At 28.4% G+C, this 16,617-nt stretch carries 17 protein-coding genes and 1 pseudogene; 13 read left to right on the top strand and 5 right to left on the bottom strand.

Annotation, left to right across the window (positions count from 1 at the left end):
* Positions 1–8 precede the first annotated feature (8 nt).
* Positions 9–1,859, bottom strand: a complete 1,851-nt coding sequence (locus AXG55_RS14630) for a DNA topoisomerase 3 (protein WP_148698936.1) — start codon at positions 1,857–1,859, stop codon at positions 9–11.
* A gap of 24 nt (positions 1,860–1,883) precedes the next feature.
* A complete protein-coding gene (locus tag AXG55_RS14625) occupies positions 1,884–2,174 on the bottom strand; it encodes a hypothetical protein (RefSeq protein ID WP_148698935.1) in 291 nt (96 codons plus the stop codon).
* Between the two features lie 222 nt (positions 2,175–2,396).
* On the opposite strand from AXG55_RS14625, the gene AXG55_RS14925 reads away from it, so the two are divergent.
* From AXG55_RS14925 to AXG55_RS14580, 10 genes are all read left to right on the top strand, one after another.
* The gene (locus tag AXG55_RS14925; RefSeq protein WP_233231457.1) at positions 2,397–2,537 is read left to right on the top strand and encodes a hypothetical protein; all 141 of its coding nucleotides are present in this window, start codon (positions 2,397–2,399) and stop codon (positions 2,535–2,537) included.
* A gap of 151 nt (positions 2,538–2,688) precedes the next feature.
* Complete coding sequence (locus AXG55_RS14620; protein ID WP_148698934.1) at positions 2,689–3,114, top strand: hypothetical protein; 426 nt, start codon at positions 2,689–2,691, stop codon at positions 3,112–3,114.
* Positions 3,115–3,121: 7 nt separating this feature from the next.
* A complete protein-coding gene (locus AXG55_RS14615) occupies positions 3,122–5,302 on the top strand; it encodes a type IV secretory system conjugative DNA transfer family protein (protein WP_148698933.1) in 2,181 nt (726 codons plus the stop codon).
* Positions 5,303–5,326: 24 nt separating this feature from the next.
* Entirely contained in the window at positions 5,327–6,415 is a 1,089-nt protein-coding gene (mobF, locus tag AXG55_RS14610) for a MobF family relaxase (protein WP_148698932.1), read from the top strand.
* A 161-nt stretch (positions 6,416–6,576) separates the two neighbouring features.
* Complete coding sequence (locus AXG55_RS14605) at positions 6,577–8,670, top strand: AAA family ATPase (RefSeq protein WP_233231456.1); 2,094 nt, start codon at positions 6,577–6,579, stop codon at positions 8,668–8,670.
* Between the two features lie 12 nt (positions 8,671–8,682).
* On the top strand, positions 8,683–9,684 hold the full coding sequence (locus AXG55_RS14600) for a DUF3991 domain-containing protein (protein WP_233231455.1): 1,002 nt from the start codon (positions 8,683–8,685) through the stop codon (positions 9,682–9,684).
* A gap of 183 nt (positions 9,685–9,867) precedes the next feature.
* Positions 9,868–10,890: a hypothetical protein gene (locus AXG55_RS14595; RefSeq protein ID WP_148698929.1), complete on the top strand. Its 1,023-nt coding sequence runs from the start codon at positions 9,868–9,870 to the stop codon at positions 10,888–10,890.
* Complete coding sequence (locus AXG55_RS14590) at positions 10,890–11,165, top strand: hypothetical protein (RefSeq protein WP_148698928.1); 276 nt, start codon at positions 10,890–10,892, stop codon at positions 11,163–11,165. The genes AXG55_RS14595 and AXG55_RS14590 overlap by 1 nt, the downstream gene beginning before the upstream one ends.
* Before the next feature lie 33 nt (positions 11,166–11,198).
* Positions 11,199–11,450, top strand: coding sequence for a hypothetical protein (locus AXG55_RS14585; RefSeq protein WP_148698927.1), 252 nt, complete (start codon positions 11,199–11,201; stop codon positions 11,448–11,450).
* The gene (locus AXG55_RS14580; RefSeq protein WP_233231454.1) at positions 11,443–12,243 is read left to right on the top strand and encodes an Rpn family recombination-promoting nuclease/putative transposase; all 801 of its coding nucleotides are present in this window, start codon (positions 11,443–11,445) and stop codon (positions 12,241–12,243) included. Before AXG55_RS14585 ends, AXG55_RS14580 begins: the two co-directional genes overlap by 8 nt.
* A 145-nt stretch (positions 12,244–12,388) precedes the next feature.
* Here the strand turns inward: AXG55_RS14580 and AXG55_RS14575 are convergent, their stop codons facing one another.
* Complete coding sequence (locus tag AXG55_RS14575; RefSeq protein ID WP_148698925.1) at positions 12,389–12,844, bottom strand: hypothetical protein; 456 nt, start codon at positions 12,842–12,844, stop codon at positions 12,389–12,391.
* A 133-nt stretch (positions 12,845–12,977) separates the two neighbouring features.
* Positions 12,978–13,925 carry a tyrosine-type recombinase/integrase gene (locus tag AXG55_RS14570; RefSeq protein ID WP_233231453.1) on the bottom strand — a complete coding sequence of 316 codons (948 nt, stop codon included), beginning with the start codon at positions 13,923–13,925 and terminating at the stop codon, positions 12,978–12,980.
* Between the two features lie 256 nt (positions 13,926–14,181).
* Between AXG55_RS14570 and AXG55_RS14565 the strand changes: the two genes are divergently transcribed.
* The 3 genes from AXG55_RS14565 to AXG55_RS14555 all read left to right on the top strand — a co-directional run bounded on the left by AXG55_RS14565 (position 14,182) and on the right by AXG55_RS14555 (position 16,369).
* Positions 14,182–14,763, top strand: coding sequence for a hypothetical protein (locus AXG55_RS14565; protein WP_148698923.1), 582 nt, complete (start codon positions 14,182–14,184; stop codon positions 14,761–14,763).
* Positions 14,764–14,879: 116 nt separating this feature from the next.
* Positions 14,880–15,350, top strand: coding sequence for a hypothetical protein (locus AXG55_RS14560; RefSeq protein WP_148698922.1), 471 nt, complete (start codon positions 14,880–14,882; stop codon positions 15,348–15,350).
* Between the two features lie 206 nt (positions 15,351–15,556).
* Positions 15,557–16,369, top strand: a complete 813-nt coding sequence (locus AXG55_RS14555; RefSeq protein WP_148698921.1) for a hypothetical protein — start codon at positions 15,557–15,559, stop codon at positions 16,367–16,369.
* A gap of 22 nt (positions 16,370–16,391) precedes the next feature.
* Here the strand turns inward: AXG55_RS14555 and AXG55_RS14920 are convergent.
* A pseudogene (locus tag AXG55_RS14920) lies at positions 16,392–16,617 on the bottom strand (2-succinyl-6-hydroxy-2,4-cyclohexadiene-1-carboxylate synthase); the annotation flags it as partial.

Here is a 16,617-nt window from a genome sequence, read left to right as displayed (position 1 = left end):
TACCCTTTCTAGTTAATATTTTTTTTTACATTAGTAACTATGTCTTTTGTTAATTTATTTAAATTCTCAAGAAATTGAAGCGATTTTTTAGGTTCTTTTTCTATTTCCTGAAGGTTTTTTTCCCAGTCAGCGGTTAATATCGGATTGTAAAGGAAATTTTGTTTATATTTTTGAAGCATTTTAAATAGTTCAAATGCCTTTTCTGTAGGAATTAGATTCTTTTTTTCACGTTTTATATATTCTTTTGTTTCTAAATTTTTTATAATAGCGGCTCGTGTAGCAGGAGTTCCTAGACCACAAATTTTGAGTTGTTCTTTTTCTTCTTTATCATTGGTTTTTGAAGCAGGATTTTGCATAGCTGATAAAAGAGAAGCATCATTATAGCGTGGTGGAGCTTTGGTTTTATCCTCTTTTAAGTTCAGTTTTGTAATTTTAACTTTATCACCAACGCTTAATGAAGGAAGCTTCTGTTCTTCTTCTTTTTTATCGTCTTTTTCATCTTCATCAACTTCATTTTGTATTTGTTTCCAGCCTAATTTTTTGGTCATTTTCCCACGTGTGATAAATAAATATTTATCTTCACATAAGGCTGCAATTATTGAAGAAGTAAATTCATGATTGGGGGCAAATGCGGCAAGAAATCTTTTTACTACTAAATCATAAACTTTTTGTTCAATATCAGAAAGGTTTTTGGGTGTTGCTGATGTAGGAAGCAAGGCATGGTGATCACCAACTTTTGAACTATCAAATATTCTTTTATTTTCATTTTTATAAGTTTGTTCAACTTGGTCTAAAAATTTTTGATCGTATGAACCTTTTAATGCTTCTAAAATTCCTGAAATCATTTGCCTATTATCATCAGTTAGGTGTTTAAACTCTGTCCTTGGATAGCTTAAACATTTATGTTTTTCATACAGGCTTTGAGCTACTTCTAAAGTTTGTTCAGCACTCAAAGAAAACCGTTTATTGCATTCTTTTTGTAGATCAGTCAAATCAAATAGAAATGGTGGAACGCTTGAGCCTTCTTTTGAGTCTACTTTTTTGATTATTGCCTCTTTATTTTCGCATGAAGTCATGATGCTTTTGGCATCAACACTTGAAAAAATTTGAGAAGACATTTTGCCTTCATTTTGAAACTCATAATTTGCAATAAACCCTTCATTTTTTTCAGTCTGAAAATTAGCTTTAATTGTAAAAAAAGTTTGTGGTTTAAAACCTTTAATTTCTAATTCTCTTGCCAGTATGAAATAGAGAGTTGGAGTTTGTACACGACCAACTGAAAATACCCCTTTACTTCCATTTTTTTGAGCAGCTAAAGTTATGGCTCTTGTTGAGTTTAATCCTATTGTCCAGTCAGCGGTAGACCTTGCCCTTGCTGCTAACCGTAACCCATTAAAATCTTCGATTGGTTTAAGTTTTTGAAACTCCCTTTTAATAGCATCTGCTGTTAAAGCTGCCGATGTCCAGAGCCTAAAAGCTGGAATTTTTGAGCCTGATAATCTATAAATGTAATCAAAGATTAGTTCACCTTCTCGCCCCGCATCGCATGCGTTGACTACACGATTTATATCTTTAGCATTTAAAAATTTTTTCAATACATTAAATTGTTTTTGAGTTTCTTTTGAGGATATTTTTAACTCATATCTTTCAGGTAAAATTGGCAATGTTTCAAAGCTCCATTCCTTCCACTCTTCTTTATATTCATGGGGTTCTTTCAAGGTTACTAAATGCCCAGCAGCCCACGAGACTACATAACTATCAGATTCTAAACCACCATCAATTTTTTTGTGTGCACCTAGAGCTTCAGCAATTTCACGACCTGCATTTGGTTTTTCAGCAATTATAAGAGTTCGACTCATGAAATTATTTCCTTAAATTATTGTTTAAATATTATGATTTTTTTCAGTCTCAGTTTCTTTAAAATCTTCTTTATGATTTGTGGTTGCACCTACGATATTTTGCTTTTTTTGTGAGGCAATTTTAAATTTTTTAAAATCTCTATCTTTTTCAACATTTTTAATAAGAGCTTCAAAAATAATTTCATAGGTTATATCAGCGTCATGAATATTAGAAAGATAATTTTTGTATTCGTCTAAAACATTAATTGTACTTTGTTTTAAGTGTACTGAAATTTTGTTACTTTTTTGGGGTAAATCAATTTTTAGTTTTGTCATAAAATATCTCCAGTGTTGATTGATAAAAACTTCTAAATAATAAGCTAAATAGTTGAATCTGTAAACTCAGTCTATATCAAAAATTAATCACAAATTGGAGTGAAAGAGATAAAGAGAAAAACAAATACACTACGCTCGCTTTACTCGCTGCGCAGCCTGTGGCTTTGCAGATCCAGCGTAAGGTGCGCAGCATTGGCAAAATTTGGCGACAAGGCTGCGCCATTGTCAGCCAAATTTTTTGCCATGCAGCAGCCCTTACTTGTTTCCACACACTCCGTCATGCCGACGGCTTTTTTTTTTAAAGTCATTGTAAAAGAAGGAAAACTTTTAAAAATGTATATACATAGGTATGTTAAAGTTTAATTTTAAAAGTATTAATGTATATACATTAAAAATAGATAAACATATTTAAAAGGATATTATAGTTTATTAAGTATATACTATGTTTTAATAATTATAGTTTAAATATATACTAATGTATGTACTAGAATTTTACTTAAAAATGAGGTTTGATATGTCTAAAAGATTTTGTGTATCATTAAAGGATTCTGAGTTTGAACTAATTGAAAACGAAGCAAAAAAACTAGGACAAAAGCCAATTGATATTATTAATCGAGCGGTCAAAGAATCGGTAAATATACAAAGTATGAATGCAACTATTGAAATGCTTATAAAGAAAATGGAACAAGATAAAATTCAAAGAGAAAGAGAAATTGAAGGTTTGAAAAAAGAAGTCATTCAACTACAAAAAATAAGCATTGAATCAGTCCGACAAAATTCTGAATACTTAGCATATATCAAGACTTCAATAGGAAAATTATTTGCAAATTTAATGAGTAAACTATCAGAAGAAGAATCATCTAAAGTAATGAATGAAATCATAAGTGAAGCGATGAAAGATTCAAGAAACAGCTTTGATAAAATCTTAGGAAATATGTGAGGAAAATATGATTATATTTAAAATTTTTGCAAGTTTTTATATAATATTTTTTGCAATATTAGTTTTCACTTACTGGAAGGTTTTAGCATATGACACTATAGAAAGTAATGCTAAAAAAAAGTCATTAGTGAAAATGATTGTATCATTTTATCCTGCAATTATAGCATCATTTCTAATTTTTGATTTGATATCATTTTTTGTAAAAGACTATAATTTTCCAGGATTTAGTAGTGGTGCAAACTATTTCCAAAATTATCATAAAGCAGTTTATTTATATTTGAATGATCATTACTTTTCAGTTGTTAAAATTGTTTCTTTAATAGCATTTATTTTCATTGCTTTATACTATTTTACTGAATCAAATATGTTCTTTAAATATGCAAAAAAAATTGATAAAAAATTAGAAATATATGATACTCTTACACATGTATCATTTTCAGTTTTATCATTTTCTTGTTATCCAATATTAAAAGCAATTGATTTTCTTGTAAGTCAAAATAAAATAGGAACTTTTCGTTTTTTGATTGATGGAAATGAAGTAATACGTGACATGAAAAAATCTGAAAAGAGATTAAGGATTGAACTTATTGCAAGAAAATCTACTGGTTTTAAATTTTATAAAGAATTGAGAGTTCCAAAAAAAATTGAAGTTTTAAATATTCTCATTGTTGGCGGAATGGGAGCTGGAAAAACAGTTTTTATTGCTCCCATAACGTTGCAGTTTTATGAATCTAAATACCCATCGTTAATAGTAGATAATAAAGGTGACTTTTCTCAACTTTTGTCAGGAAAAGAAGGAGTTATTGTTTTTTCTCCATTTGATGCTAGGTCGCCTTTTTGGGCTATTGCTGAAGATGTAGAAACAGAGCTAGAAGCAATCGAATTTGTTGCGCAACTAATACCAGTTCATGGCGGTTCAAACGATGTTTTTGCATTAGCTGCTAGGGATTTAACTTTAGGAGCAATTAAATATTTACAAAAAACAAAACCTAAAAAATGGGCAATAGGTGAAGTGCTTGCAACAATATCAAGTGAAGAGTTTTTACGAATACTAGAACAATATCATCCAGGAGCAGTTCAAACATTAAAAGACTGTAGTTATGATCCTGAAACTGGAAAATTAATAATTGGAGAGACAAGCGCAGGTTTCTTCCAAAATGTAAGAGCTTATCTTCAAAATTTTGATCTTTTATCTAAAGCATGGCCAATATCCGAAGGTGGATTCTCAGTAAAAAAATGGTTAAGAGGTGAAAGAAAAGATGTTTTATTTGTAATTCTTTCTTTTAAACAACTTTATAAAGAAATATCAGGATTCTTTTGTTCAATGATAGTCAATTCTTTTATAAAAGAATGTTTAAATTTAGTTGAATCAAGAGAAAGACGAATAGGCTTATTTTTAGACGAAATTGGAGCTATTCCTAGAATTAATTTACTTGCTGATGGCCTTAAATTGCTCAGAGGTATGGGAGTTTGTACGTTTGCAGGAGTTCAAGAAGTTGGTGTCATACGCAAAAAGTATGAAGTAGACGGGGGAACAGAAGTACTTCTCAACGGTTTTTCACTAAAACTAATTGGAAGGGCAGAAACAGCGGAATATGCAGAATATTTTCAGCGTTTATTTACAAAAAATCGTTATAAAAAAGTGACAAGAAATAAATCTATAGACTCAAAGGGCAGAAGTTCAATTTCAACTTCAGAAGAAGAGGTAATTGAAGACGCAATTGCTACTGGGGAATTTACTTCAATACCTCCCGCATCATTAGAAGAAGGAGCAATATTTTATGTAAAAACTTCAGAGATTCCAGTGATATTTAAACTTAGGTTTCCTGTTATACCTTTTCCAAGGCCATATCCAGCTTCAGTTGAAGCAGACTGGATTAAAAATACAAATATTGAGAGTTTGGAAAATCAAAATATAAATATCCAAGTAAATGATCCAGTAGGAAATAATAAAGACTTAAATAATAATATATTAAATATTGATGACTTAGTATTAGAAGATATAAGCGAACTTGAAACTAAACAAAAAGAAGAAATTGAAGAAATAAAAATTGAAGAAATAAAAATTGAAGAAGTAAAAGAAATTAAAGAAGTAAAAGAAATTAAAGAAGAGGTAGAAAATAAAGATAATTCAAATACAAATAAGAAGATTGAAGAAAATATAAATTACGACGCATTAAATTTTTAAATAATTTTATTTAGGAGGTGAGAAATGTTATCAGTTTCAAGAATTAACAGCGTCAATCATGCTATGAATTACTATGAACATGATAATTACTATTCTAAGGAAAAAGAGGAAGGTAGAGAATTTACCGAATGGTATGGCCAAGCATCAGAAGAATTAGGTTTAAAAGGAAATGTTAGACATCATGATTTTAATAAAATATTAAACGGTCATTCTTTAAATGGTGAAAAATTATTAAAGGGCAAAGAAAAAGAGCAAAAAATATCGTTTGAAATGTTTTTTAAGTTTCAAAAAGACATTGCTGAAACAATTAATGAATGTTTAGTTGAGGAAAAAAATAAAGAAAGTATCAAAGAAATCATTAATGAATTTGCTTCAAGTAGAGATAAAATTTCAACAGAAGTTTTTTCAAAATATGAAAAAAAGATCAATTCAATAGTAAATAGTGATAGTAATTTAGACATTGAAAATAAAATGGAATTAAAAAGTAAAATAAAAAAATCCATTTCAATTTATAAGAAAAGTGTATCAAGAAGGCCAGCGTTTGATCTCACTTTTTCCGCTCCCAAAAGTGTTTCAATTGCAGCTCTTGTAAATGAAGATAGCGAACTAATTAAAGCACACAGGGAAGCGGTGAAGTATGCTCTATCAATTGTAGAAAGTGAATATTCAAGGGTTACAAGCATAGACAAGAATTTGAATAAACGAATTAATGAAAATTCTGGTAAAATTTCAGCAGCACTTTTTGAGCATGATACCAGTAGAAAACTTGATCCACAATTACATACGCATTGCGTTATTATGAATATGACAAAGCATAATGAAGAATGGCGTGCAATTAATTCAGATGGATTTTTTTACAATTCTAAAAAAATTGGTGCAATATACCAGAATAAACTTGCTCTTTTAGTAAAAGAACTTGGCTATGATATAAAGTTAAATAGCAATGGAACTTTTGATATTAATGGTTATACAGAGGAACAATTAAAATATTTTTCTAAACGCTCTGAACAAATAAAAGAGCTTGGCGCAACAAATCAAAAAGAAGCGACAAAACTAGTTAAAATAAATAGAGATAAAAAAAAAGTGATGAATTTATTTCTAAAAAAGAATTAAAGTCAAAATGGCGTGATGAATGCAATAGTCAATTTATATTACATCCAAAAAGAAAAAATAGAATAGGAATTAATGTTCATAGTAATGTACATATAGAAAAAATTATCCAAGATACAGTAAAAGAATTAACTGAAAACGAAATCAGTTTTAAACGTGATAATTTGGAAGCCGTTGTAATATCAAAATCCTTAGATTCATATACATACGAAAAAATTAAAATTTATATAAATGATTATTTAAAAAATAATGCTGTACAAGTAGGTGAACTTTCTAAAAAAGAGTTTATTACTAAAGACTCGTTAGCCTTAGAAAATAAAACAATCGAAATTCTTAAAAGAGGCCATCACTCTTTTGAATCAATTTGTACTAAAGAAGAGTCTGCAAATATTATTGAAAAAATACACAATAAATCTTTATCGGATAAAAAAGGAGGTTTAAATAAAGGCCAGCAAGAAGCTATAAATACATTATTAACATCAAATGATCGCATTTTAGCATGGCAAGGGGTTGCGGGCGCAGGAAAAACATTTTCATTATATTCAGCAACTAGAGTTGCAATGGAAAAAGGATATAAAATAAAAGCGTTAGCTCCTGGTTCAGACGCTGCAAAAAACCTTGCAGCAGAAGCAAAACTAAGTGAGTCAGCAACTGTTGCATCATTACTTGTTAAAGAAAGCAAAATTAATAGAGCTGAAGGAAAAGAACTTTGGGTTGTAGATGAAGCGGGAATGTTAAGCGCAAAAGACGCTGAGGAATTATTAAAAAAAGCTGAAATTGAAAATGCCAGAATATTATTAGTAGGAGATGTTAAGCAATTATCATCTGTTGGCGCAGGAAACCCTTTTAAACAATTGCAGTCTAGCGGAATGGAAACAGCCCACTTAACGCAGGGAATGAGACAAAGAGACAAAAACATGAAAAAATCAGTTGATTTAATTGCAGATAAAAAATTTACTGATGGTTTAGATATACTAGAAAAAACTGGTAAAATATATGAAAAAAATAAAGAAGAAATTATTGCATCAATGGCGATTGATTACTTGTCACTAAGTAAAGAACAAATTAAAAAATCACTTTTTATATCTTCAACTAATTATGAAAAACAAGAGATTACTAATTTAATTAGATCTGAATTAAAAACAAAAAATGAACTAAAAAATACAGTAGAAATTAAAACTTATTCAAGTAGGGATTTAAATGAATTTTCATTAAGATATTCAAACTCATATGAAATCGGGGACATTTTGATACTCAACAAAGCAGGCCAAGGATTGAAAGCAAATACAGCATATAAAATCGAGAATATTAATAACATAAAAAATACCATTACTGTTTCTTGTGATAATAAACTAAAAGAATTAAAATTAGGTTCGTTAAAATGCAATTTATTTCAAGAAAAAAGTATGGAAATATGCGAAGGAGATAGAATAAAATGGACTAAAAACCATGTAAGCAATTCAGAAAATAAAGAAAAAAGATTAAATGGACAATATCTAAATGTTAAACAAATAGATAAAGAAAATATGACAGCTATTGTTGAGTATGAAAGTGGGAAATTTGAAAAAATAAATTTGAATGAAAAACATTATATTGATTATAGTTATGTAACAACAGTATTTTCAAGCCAAGGTAGGACATGTGAAAAAGTTTATGCTTCGTTAACAAATGTTGATTCTGAAAATTTTTATGTTGCCGTTTCACGTGCTGAATATGATTGTAAACTATATACACATGATAAAGATAATCTATATAAAAAAGTAAATGTGTCTGGTGTAAATGAAACAGCACATGAAAAAATAGGTGCTTTAAAAAATAGTAATCTTGATGAGGAGAAAGAAGTTTTAAAAAATAAAAATAAGATCCAGCTTAAGGAATACAATGAAAAACAAGTAGAATCTATTAAAATTATGAGAAAGATTAAGGAAAAATCTTTTGAAATTTTGTATAAATTAAATTTAGAGCCAAATGGAAATACTATTTCAAAATTGAAAAATGAAGATAGAAACAATTTTGATATTATCAAAAAAGAACTAGACAGTAAAGTAAATTCATTATTAAACATAAAAAATAATTATCAACGTATGAATTTGAATTTGGATACTTTAAAAGAAACTTATTCTTTAAAGGTTGCAGAAATATCAAAAGAAATGCAAAAAAATATTTATCATCAATTGAACAATAATATTGATAATAAAATTAAAAATGATATTATTAATGTGGAAAAGAATAAGATTAAAAGAAAGTTAAGAATGTAAATGAGGTTTGATATGGATAGGTTTGAACTTATAAAAAATGAACTGAAAAAAGCTAAATCTATCGATCCAGAGTCATATTTTATATCGAAAGGATATGCTGTTAAAAAAGAAGGTAGACATTATTCAGTTAGAATAAATGATGAGGAAGTATTTAGAACTACAAGACTAGATGATGGAACATATGTTACATGTGATAAATTTTCAAATGGTATAGGCGATAACATCTCTCTTGTTAGAAAAATTGATGGCTGTAATTTTAATGAAGCTATTTCTATACTCAATAAAAATATGAATATTTTAAGTAGTAATAATAATTCAATTAACAATGTGAAATTAGAAAAAACAGAAATAAAACTTCCTAGATCTGATAATAATATTGTAAATAGTGGTAGAAAATATTTAATTGAAAGAGGGATAAGTTTAGAAACAATAATAAAAGCTGAAAAAGAAAATTTTTTGAAATATGCTGAGGGTTCAATTTTTTTTGTTGGATATGATGAACATGGAAAAATTAAAAATGTAACAAAACGTGCAACAAATAAAGATGATCAAATACAAAAAAGAGATTTCAAAGGGTCTGAAAAATATTATCCACAAATTTTAAAAGGAAATAAAAAAACTGTTTGGATTGTTGAAGGAGGAGTTGATGCCTTAGCTTTGCATGATCTTGCTAAAAGAGCGGCTAAAGAACCCCCAATGGTCTTAGTTACTGGAGGTGCGAACGTTCTTTCATCATTTAAAAACCCAACTGTCCATGAAATACTTAAAAATTCAGAAAAAATAATAATATCTTTGGAAAATGAGAAAAGCTTAGAAACTCAAGAGTTCACAAATAAAGCCCATCTGAAGCAAAAAAGTTTGATTAATGAAATATCTGGAAAAAATGCGGAATTCTGGAAAGCCCCAAATGATAAAGGTAAAGATTTAGCCGAATATAATTTAAATATAAAAAAAAATATTGAAGTAAATCAAATAATTCAAAAGCCTGTACAAATGAAAAAGCTAGCACTTTGAAGATTTTCATGCTCACATCTATAGTAATAATTTAAGAGACAATAAAGTGACTATATATCGTCTATAAATTTTCTTTAAGTAACCTTGTAATTTACTTTATAGTGACTTAAAATTTAAAAAGTCTTAAAAATGTGTTTTAAGACTTTTTAAATGCTTTTATATTTCAACTTAAGGAGTAGTTATATGACAATTAGTATACCTTCGTTTATATCTCCAGTTCCTACAGAAGAGCTTAAATTTAATGCTAATTCAATTATCATTGAAGACGAGGGATGCGAGTATTTAATAGGCGAAGCTGCGGGAGAAGAATCTTTAAAATCGCAAAGGCAAGTAGGCGGTTCTTTAAAACGTCCTCAATACAGGAGACTATTAAAAGGTTTAGTTGCATCAATACTAGGTGAAGGAAAACATAAAGTAACAGCCTCGCTATCAGCGTCTCTTCAATGGATTGATTTGTTCAGAGAAAGCGTAGGGCAATCATTTTTGAGCGAATCTAATAAAAATCTTTTAAAAGAAGCAATTTCAGAAATAAAATTTAAAACAGGTTCTAACTTATCTCCTTTAAAACTATGTCAGGTAGAAATTGAAGAAAATGCGTTTATTTTTTCTGAAATTCAAGCGGTTGCTTCTGCAATTCCACCACAATTAAAAACATACGTTCTCTGGCAACTTGGTCATGGAGATCTTCAACAAGTTGTCATAATTGATGGAAAACCACAAACTTCTACATTAGCCCAGGCAGAGGGAATTGCTGGAGCAATAAATAAATTTGCTGCATTAACTAAATTATCAGAAAGCGAAGCTTTAAAAGCTTGGCATAGTAATACAATTCCAGAAAAAAATGGGATGAATGGTGTTCGTATAGATGCAACTAAATATAAAACTATGGCGATAAATCAATACTATAATGAAGTATTTGCATCGTTAATAAATAAAAATGAGAAATACAAAGAAAGAGCAACAAATATTGTGTTGTCTGGCGGTGGCGCAAAAGATGAAATGTTTGTTTCAATTCTAAAAAAGGAAGTTGAATCGGATGGTATATACAAACTTTATAAAATAAACGAATTACCAGTAAAGGATTTGAGATGTGATGATCCAAGTTTCACATGTGTAAATGGTCTATTAAGTATTATTCAAAATGCGGGTTCAAAAATCTTAGCTCTAGATGTTGGAAATAGTTATCTAAAAGGAGATTGTAAATAATGATACATTTAAAATTTAAAGAAGATGAGGAAGATACAGAATTAATTAGTTTTATAAAAGATGGAGTAGGAGACTTTGATTTACCAAAGTTTATTAATCTTCCAAGAGGTGAAAGAGCAATGACAAGTAGAGCTAGAATGTTAATGATAGCAGGACTTGAAGCATTGAAAAAAGAATTTCCTAAAAAAAGAGAATCTGTTATCCAAAATGAAATAAATACAATTAAATTAGAAAAAAATAATATAGATAAAGAAATTCCTAAAAGCTGGACTTAGTTCAGAATAAATTTAAGAATAAAGGGTTATAAAATGGTTTGGAAATTAATTGAATTAGATTTATTTAGAACCACTGCTTTTATTCAAAAATCGAACGGAGAAAATAAAAAATATTTCATTGAATTTATTGATGGTTATTATTTTTGTTTTGTACAGAGAAAATATAAAAGAAAATGGTCAAAACCGTCAGTTGTTGATAAGTCTAGAAATATTTTACTACTTGATTATGATAATAATGAGATTGGATTAAAAATTGAAGAAATTAAAAGGAGTCATAGTGGATAATAATAAAATTTTTGATCCTAAATGGGACTTTGTTTTTAAAAACATCTTTGGGAAAGACGAACAAATTTTTATAGATTTTATTAACAGTATTTTTGAAGATAAGAATGAAAAAAAAGTTAAAAAGATTCATTTTGAAAATAATGAAATAATAAAAAATAGTTTGTATGATAAAGAATCAAGATTAGATGTTTATGCAATATTAGATGATGAAACACATGTAAATATTGAAGTACAAATTCGTGATGAAGAAGGATTTGATAAAAGAACTTTATATTATTGGGCAAAGCTCTTTGAAGGACAAATAGAAAAAGGTGATGACTATTTAAAATTACAAAAATCAATTTGTATTAATATTGTCAACTTTAATATTATTAAAAATGATCGTTGTCATAATATATATGGTGTGGCAAATTTAGAAGATAATGAACGATTTTTAACTGATTTTGAGGTGCATTTTTTAGAGCTTCCAAAGCTTAAAAAAGTAAGTTATAATGAAATGAGTAAGTTAGAGAAATGGCTTTTATTTTTAAAAGCCCCTACCGAAAAAATTATGGAGGAACTCTCTATGCAGGATCCTTTTATAGGTAAAGCCATGAAAACACTAAGATATGTAAGTCAAGATCCTGAAACAAGGGCTTTATATGAAGCAAAGTTAAAATATGAATTGGATTTTAATACTGCAATTCATTCAAAACAAAGACAAATTGCTAGAAAATTAAAAGAACAAAAATTGCCATTAGAGCTTATATCTCAAGCTACTGAATTACCTTGTGAAGAAATCGAAAAACTATAAAAACATAATAATATAAGTAAGTTAATACTTAATTGTAACTAAATTGGTTTCTCGCGGGGGAGAGGTTGTTATTTTTTTGATAATTTAAATTGCTAGGTTATATAGTATTATTCATAATTATTTAGTCAAATATTATTACTATAAATCATAAAAATGAATTTATTAACTCTAAAAAGGAATTGCAATCTAGCTTAGTAATCTTTTCATTATTTTCAATTGTCCATTCTTTTTTTTGTTCGTTATAGAAGAAATAAATATCTGAAAAATTAAGATCCATTATGTGTTTAGTTTTATAATTTGTATTATTTTCAATAGTGTCAAGTTTGAAAATAACGTACATGTTATCATTATTTCTATCTGAATAAAATGGCGACATTTTAAATACTAAATCTTGAAATTGTATTTTTAAAGGCATATCTGAATCATATGTATTAAATTCATATTTAACTAAATTTTTTGCTTTGAATTCATTTAAATATGTTATTATTTTGCTTGTTAATTCTAAGTAGTAATCTTTAAAATTATTAATTCTATTTTGCAGATCATTACTTTCATTTTCTCTAGTTATAAGTTTTTCCATTAAAGTTTCTTTTATATTCATGTTATAAATTCCTTTTTAAGATATTAGAATAAGCAAAGTGACAATTTTAAATTTAACTAAATGACTTTATACGAATTTTTGTAATCTTCAAAAATCTTTAGTTAAAAATTTTTATAGAGTAAAAACATTTGGATTATTCACCAAACTCATTGAGTGAACTGCTTTCAAGTTGTTCCGCAAGCTGTTCTTTAGAAGCCTGTGTATAACGTGCTGTCGTGTTTAGATTGCTATGGCCAAGCAAATTTGAAAGCTCAACTAGTTTTTTATGGTCGTTATAGTGAGCGGTTGCAAATGTATGTCTAAGAGTATGTGCGGAAGCAGCAGGAATTCCCGCTTTTTTCATAATTTGTGAAATAATTTTTTGTAAAGCCCTTTTTTTTAGTGGAGTTTCTTTAGAATTAACAAAGACATAATTGCTTTCAATTAATTTTTTTTCACATGCTTTGTTTTTTCTCTCTTGTAAATAATCTTTTAACGCTTTGCGAACGCTAGAATTTAAGGGAACAGCTCGTTCCTTTCTGCCTTTTCCGTCCTTTACTCGAATTTCACCAGAACGATCATATAAATAAATATCTTCCAACTTTAAATTCTCAACTTCTCCTATTCTTAATCCTGTTTGGAGCAGTAATTGGAATAAAGCGTAATTCCTTTGGCTAGAATTCCCTCTCCCCGCAAGTGTAAGCATTTTGTGGATTTCTGCTTTATCTAATGCCTTGGGGCTAAAATTTTTTTGGAGAGTTTTAAGTTTAAGGTCTTGAGATGGGTCACGCTCTATTAAATTTTTCTTGTAAGCCCAGTTTAAAAACTTTCTGAGACTTTGGATCATCCTATTTATGGTTGAAGCGGAAAGCCCTTTATTTGTTTTCTGGTTCCCATGTCTTTCAAGGTGGTTTCTATACTGTTGCAAAGTTAAAGTACCAATATCGGCCATGCACGCTTTAGGAATAATATTTTCAATCCATGTTACAAATTGGTTTAAGTCCAATTCGTAGCTTTTAATTGTATTAGGTGAATGATCGTTGTTTTTCAGCCACTCTAAAAAATCATTTAAATTTTTTGCTAGTAATTTATTTTTGAACATTATGTGTACTTTTACCCCCCAAGTTAGCATCCCGTACGATAGTACACATAAACTAAAAAAAATAACAAAAAAAGTACACATAAGGATAGTTATGCGTACTATTTCTTGCCTTAGTTCTTTCTTGTTTCTTTGCTCTGGATAAAATTTTAAATCTATTGACATTTAATTAAGACGATTATGTTTTTTTTGTAATCTTAAGTAGTTCTCATAGAGTCAGAAACAGCAACATCTTTCACCCTTTTAAACTGAGGTCTAAATGATAAGTAAAAATTATAAAATAGTTTCTAGTTTATTCATGTTTGGAATGGTTTCTTGTACATCTTTACCAGAAAAAAACAGTGATACACATCAGCCCTCTAAAGTAGTTCATAATGAAATTCAAAGCAGATTTAGTAAAGAAGAAATTGCAAAAAGCGAGGATTTATTTCCAAATAATACAGACTCTTTGAACACTGTAACAGGAATATTTTCTGGTAAATTAGAGGAAGGAATTGATCTAAAAAATTTAGATGATTTCAGCAATAGTATTGGAAAAAATGTGACTGGAAAAATTGAGTACTTTAATTCATTTAATAAACTTTATAAGGTCAATTCTGATTGTAAGCTTCATGGAACTATAAAGGATTTTAGAATATCGACTGATTCTGTCCTTTTAGATATTAAGTTTAATAGCTTTAATTGTGAAAATGGCTTTCAAAAGAAATTACTGACCCATATTGTGGATGGGGATGATTCTTTTCATGGTCTCAGGATTCATTTAAACAATAATAAAGAATATACAAAACAAAAAAATAGCAAATTCTTTGCCCTCATTGAAAAATCTACTGTCGCCAATTAAAAAATCTACTCTCAAAGAAATATCTCCTTCATAGATGCAAATTTTATCCTGTGGATTTGGTTGTTAAGTTGTAATGATTAGATTGCAACTTGATGCAATCTAAAGGAGAGCAGATCATGAACAACCAAGATCACAACCAAGAGTGGCAGACGCTGACACAAGCAGCTAAGGCATTTGGGCGCACAAGACAAGCTATCGAGAGTTTAGTGAAAAGAGGGGTAGTGCAGGCTAAACCTATGGGAGCTAAAAATGTCATGCACATCCATGTTCCAACACTTCAAATACACTATGCGTCTAAAGTTGTTGAATCAGTCGATCAAAGTAACAACCAAAGTAACAATCAGGTTGTTAGCAATGTTTCATTGCAAATTGAATTAGCCGCAACCAAAGCAGACAACCGCAGACTTGGGGATTTGGTTGTACGTCTGGAAGCAGATTTACAACTCGCAAGAAAAGAGATTATAGACGAAAGAAAACAAAATAAAGAACTTCAAGGTGAGTTACTTAAATTTTCCAAAGAAATGCAAGGGCTTTTAAAGCAAGATAACGGGCTAATGAGCTGGATTAGAAGCAAGAAAAGAGATTAGTAATATTATAAGTAATAAATGATAGTTAAAAGAATATTGAATAAGAATTATCAAGTAAAATTTATTAAAACTCTAAAAAAAATTAATAATCCTTAATTAAAATCAATATTTGACATGCTGAATTAGATTTAAATGAATGATTGAAACATAATATTAATAGTTAAGATATACTAACCGATATAATTCATAAATTATTAGGAATATTTATGAATTTGGAAAACATGAAACTAATAGTTCCAATTGTAACAACTATAATAGCCTTTATATTGAATAAGATATTTAGGGATAAATCAAAGTTGTTAGCGTACTATATTCATGCCTCATCTAATTCTTTAAAAGTAAATAATATTGAAAATATAACGATATATGAAATTAATAGTAAGACTGTTTATAATAATGGGCAATATTATCTAGATCGTACAAATTTCAATTTATACAAACATATGAAAGGAGAAAATAAGGAAATAGATATTATTGATAAAATAAAATTAAAAGATAAAATTTCAGATATATTAGAAAAAAATAGTAATCTTATAGTTTTAAGTCCAGAAGATTTTTGTGATGTAGTTACGAAAAACGGAGGACATATACCTGATCAAATAGATTTATATATAAACACACATGCAATTGTTGTTTCTAATTTTGGAAATTCTCAAACAAAAAATATAACTATAGGACATAGTCAATTTTTACCTTCATACAGTATTTACCCAAATATTGAACATGAAGTTATTAATCTTAATGGAGAAGGAAAAGCAATAAAAATAAAAAATTTAGCTCCAAAGCAAGAAATAATTATATCTTATATGTATTTTCCACCAAAAATGTTCAATCAAATAGGTACTTATATAAAATCTGATGAAGAAGGTGATGTACAAATAATTAGTAAATTACAAACTAATAAAACATCAAATATTAAAATAATTCTTATATCTATACCTTCAATTCTTGTCGTTTCATATATATTATATCATATTATAGAGTTTATATATGAGTTGAATAAGATAATACAAAAGTAGATATTTAATATACAAAAAAAGTTTAGATTTTACTAATAAAATCTAAACATGCCTTTTTAAAATCATTTGAATTTTCCCACGGAACCCTATGACCTGCATCCTTAATAATTTTTAGATCAATATTTTTACTTAATTCTTGCATCTCATTAGCAACCTTAACAAATTTGGTATCTTTTTCCCCAGCTATCCATAGAATAGGAATATTCAAGGCTTTAATTTTTTCTCTTAAATCCTCTTGTTTGCCTAAT

The sequence above is a fragment of the Silvanigrella aquatica genome (genome assembly GCF_001907975.1).
Lineage (GTDB): Bacteria > Bdellovibrionota_B > Oligoflexia > Silvanigrellales > Silvanigrellaceae > Silvanigrella > Silvanigrella aquatica.
This window is presented reverse-complemented; position numbering and strand designations above follow the sequence as displayed.

Excerpts from the sequence above, each read along its gene's own strand:
- AXG55_RS14590 (WP_148698928.1), top strand. The coding sequence starts at position 10,890 with ATGATACATTTAAAATTTAAAGAAGATGAGGAAGATACAGAATTAATT.
- mobF (WP_148698932.1), top strand. The coding sequence starts at position 5,327 with ATGTTATCAGTTTCAAGAATTAACAGCGTCAATCATGCTATGAATTAC.
- AXG55_RS14630 (WP_148698936.1), bottom strand. The coding sequence starts at position 1,859 with ATGAGTCGAACTCTTATAATTGCTGAAAAACCAAATGCAGGTCGTGAA.
- AXG55_RS14565 (WP_148698923.1), top strand. The coding sequence starts at position 14,182 with ATGATAAGTAAAAATTATAAAATAGTTTCTAGTTTATTCATGTTTGGA.
- AXG55_RS14600 (WP_233231455.1), top strand. The coding sequence starts at position 8,683 with ATGGATAGGTTTGAACTTATAAAAAATGAACTGAAAAAAGCTAAATCT.
- AXG55_RS14585 (WP_148698927.1), top strand. The coding sequence starts at position 11,199 with ATGGTTTGGAAATTAATTGAATTAGATTTATTTAGAACCACTGCTTTT.
- AXG55_RS14595 (WP_148698929.1), top strand. The coding sequence starts at position 9,868 with ATGACAATTAGTATACCTTCGTTTATATCTCCAGTTCCTACAGAAGAG.
- AXG55_RS14615 (WP_148698933.1), top strand. The coding sequence starts at position 3,122 with ATGATTATATTTAAAATTTTTGCAAGTTTTTATATAATATTTTTTGCA.
- AXG55_RS14625 (WP_148698935.1), bottom strand. The coding sequence starts at position 2,174 with ATGACAAAACTAAAAATTGATTTACCCCAAAAAAGTAACAAAATTTCA.
- AXG55_RS14560 (WP_148698922.1), top strand. The coding sequence starts at position 14,880 with ATGAACAACCAAGATCACAACCAAGAGTGGCAGACGCTGACACAAGCA.
- AXG55_RS14620 (WP_148698934.1), top strand. The coding sequence starts at position 2,689 with ATGTCTAAAAGATTTTGTGTATCATTAAAGGATTCTGAGTTTGAACTA.
- AXG55_RS14555 (WP_148698921.1), top strand. The coding sequence starts at position 15,557 with ATGAATTTGGAAAACATGAAACTAATAGTTCCAATTGTAACAACTATA.
- AXG55_RS14575 (WP_148698925.1), bottom strand. The coding sequence starts at position 12,844 with ATGAATATAAAAGAAACTTTAATGGAAAAACTTATAACTAGAGAAAAT.
- AXG55_RS14570 (WP_233231453.1), bottom strand. The coding sequence starts at position 13,925 with ATGTTCAAAAATAAATTACTAGCAAAAAATTTAAATGATTTTTTAGAG.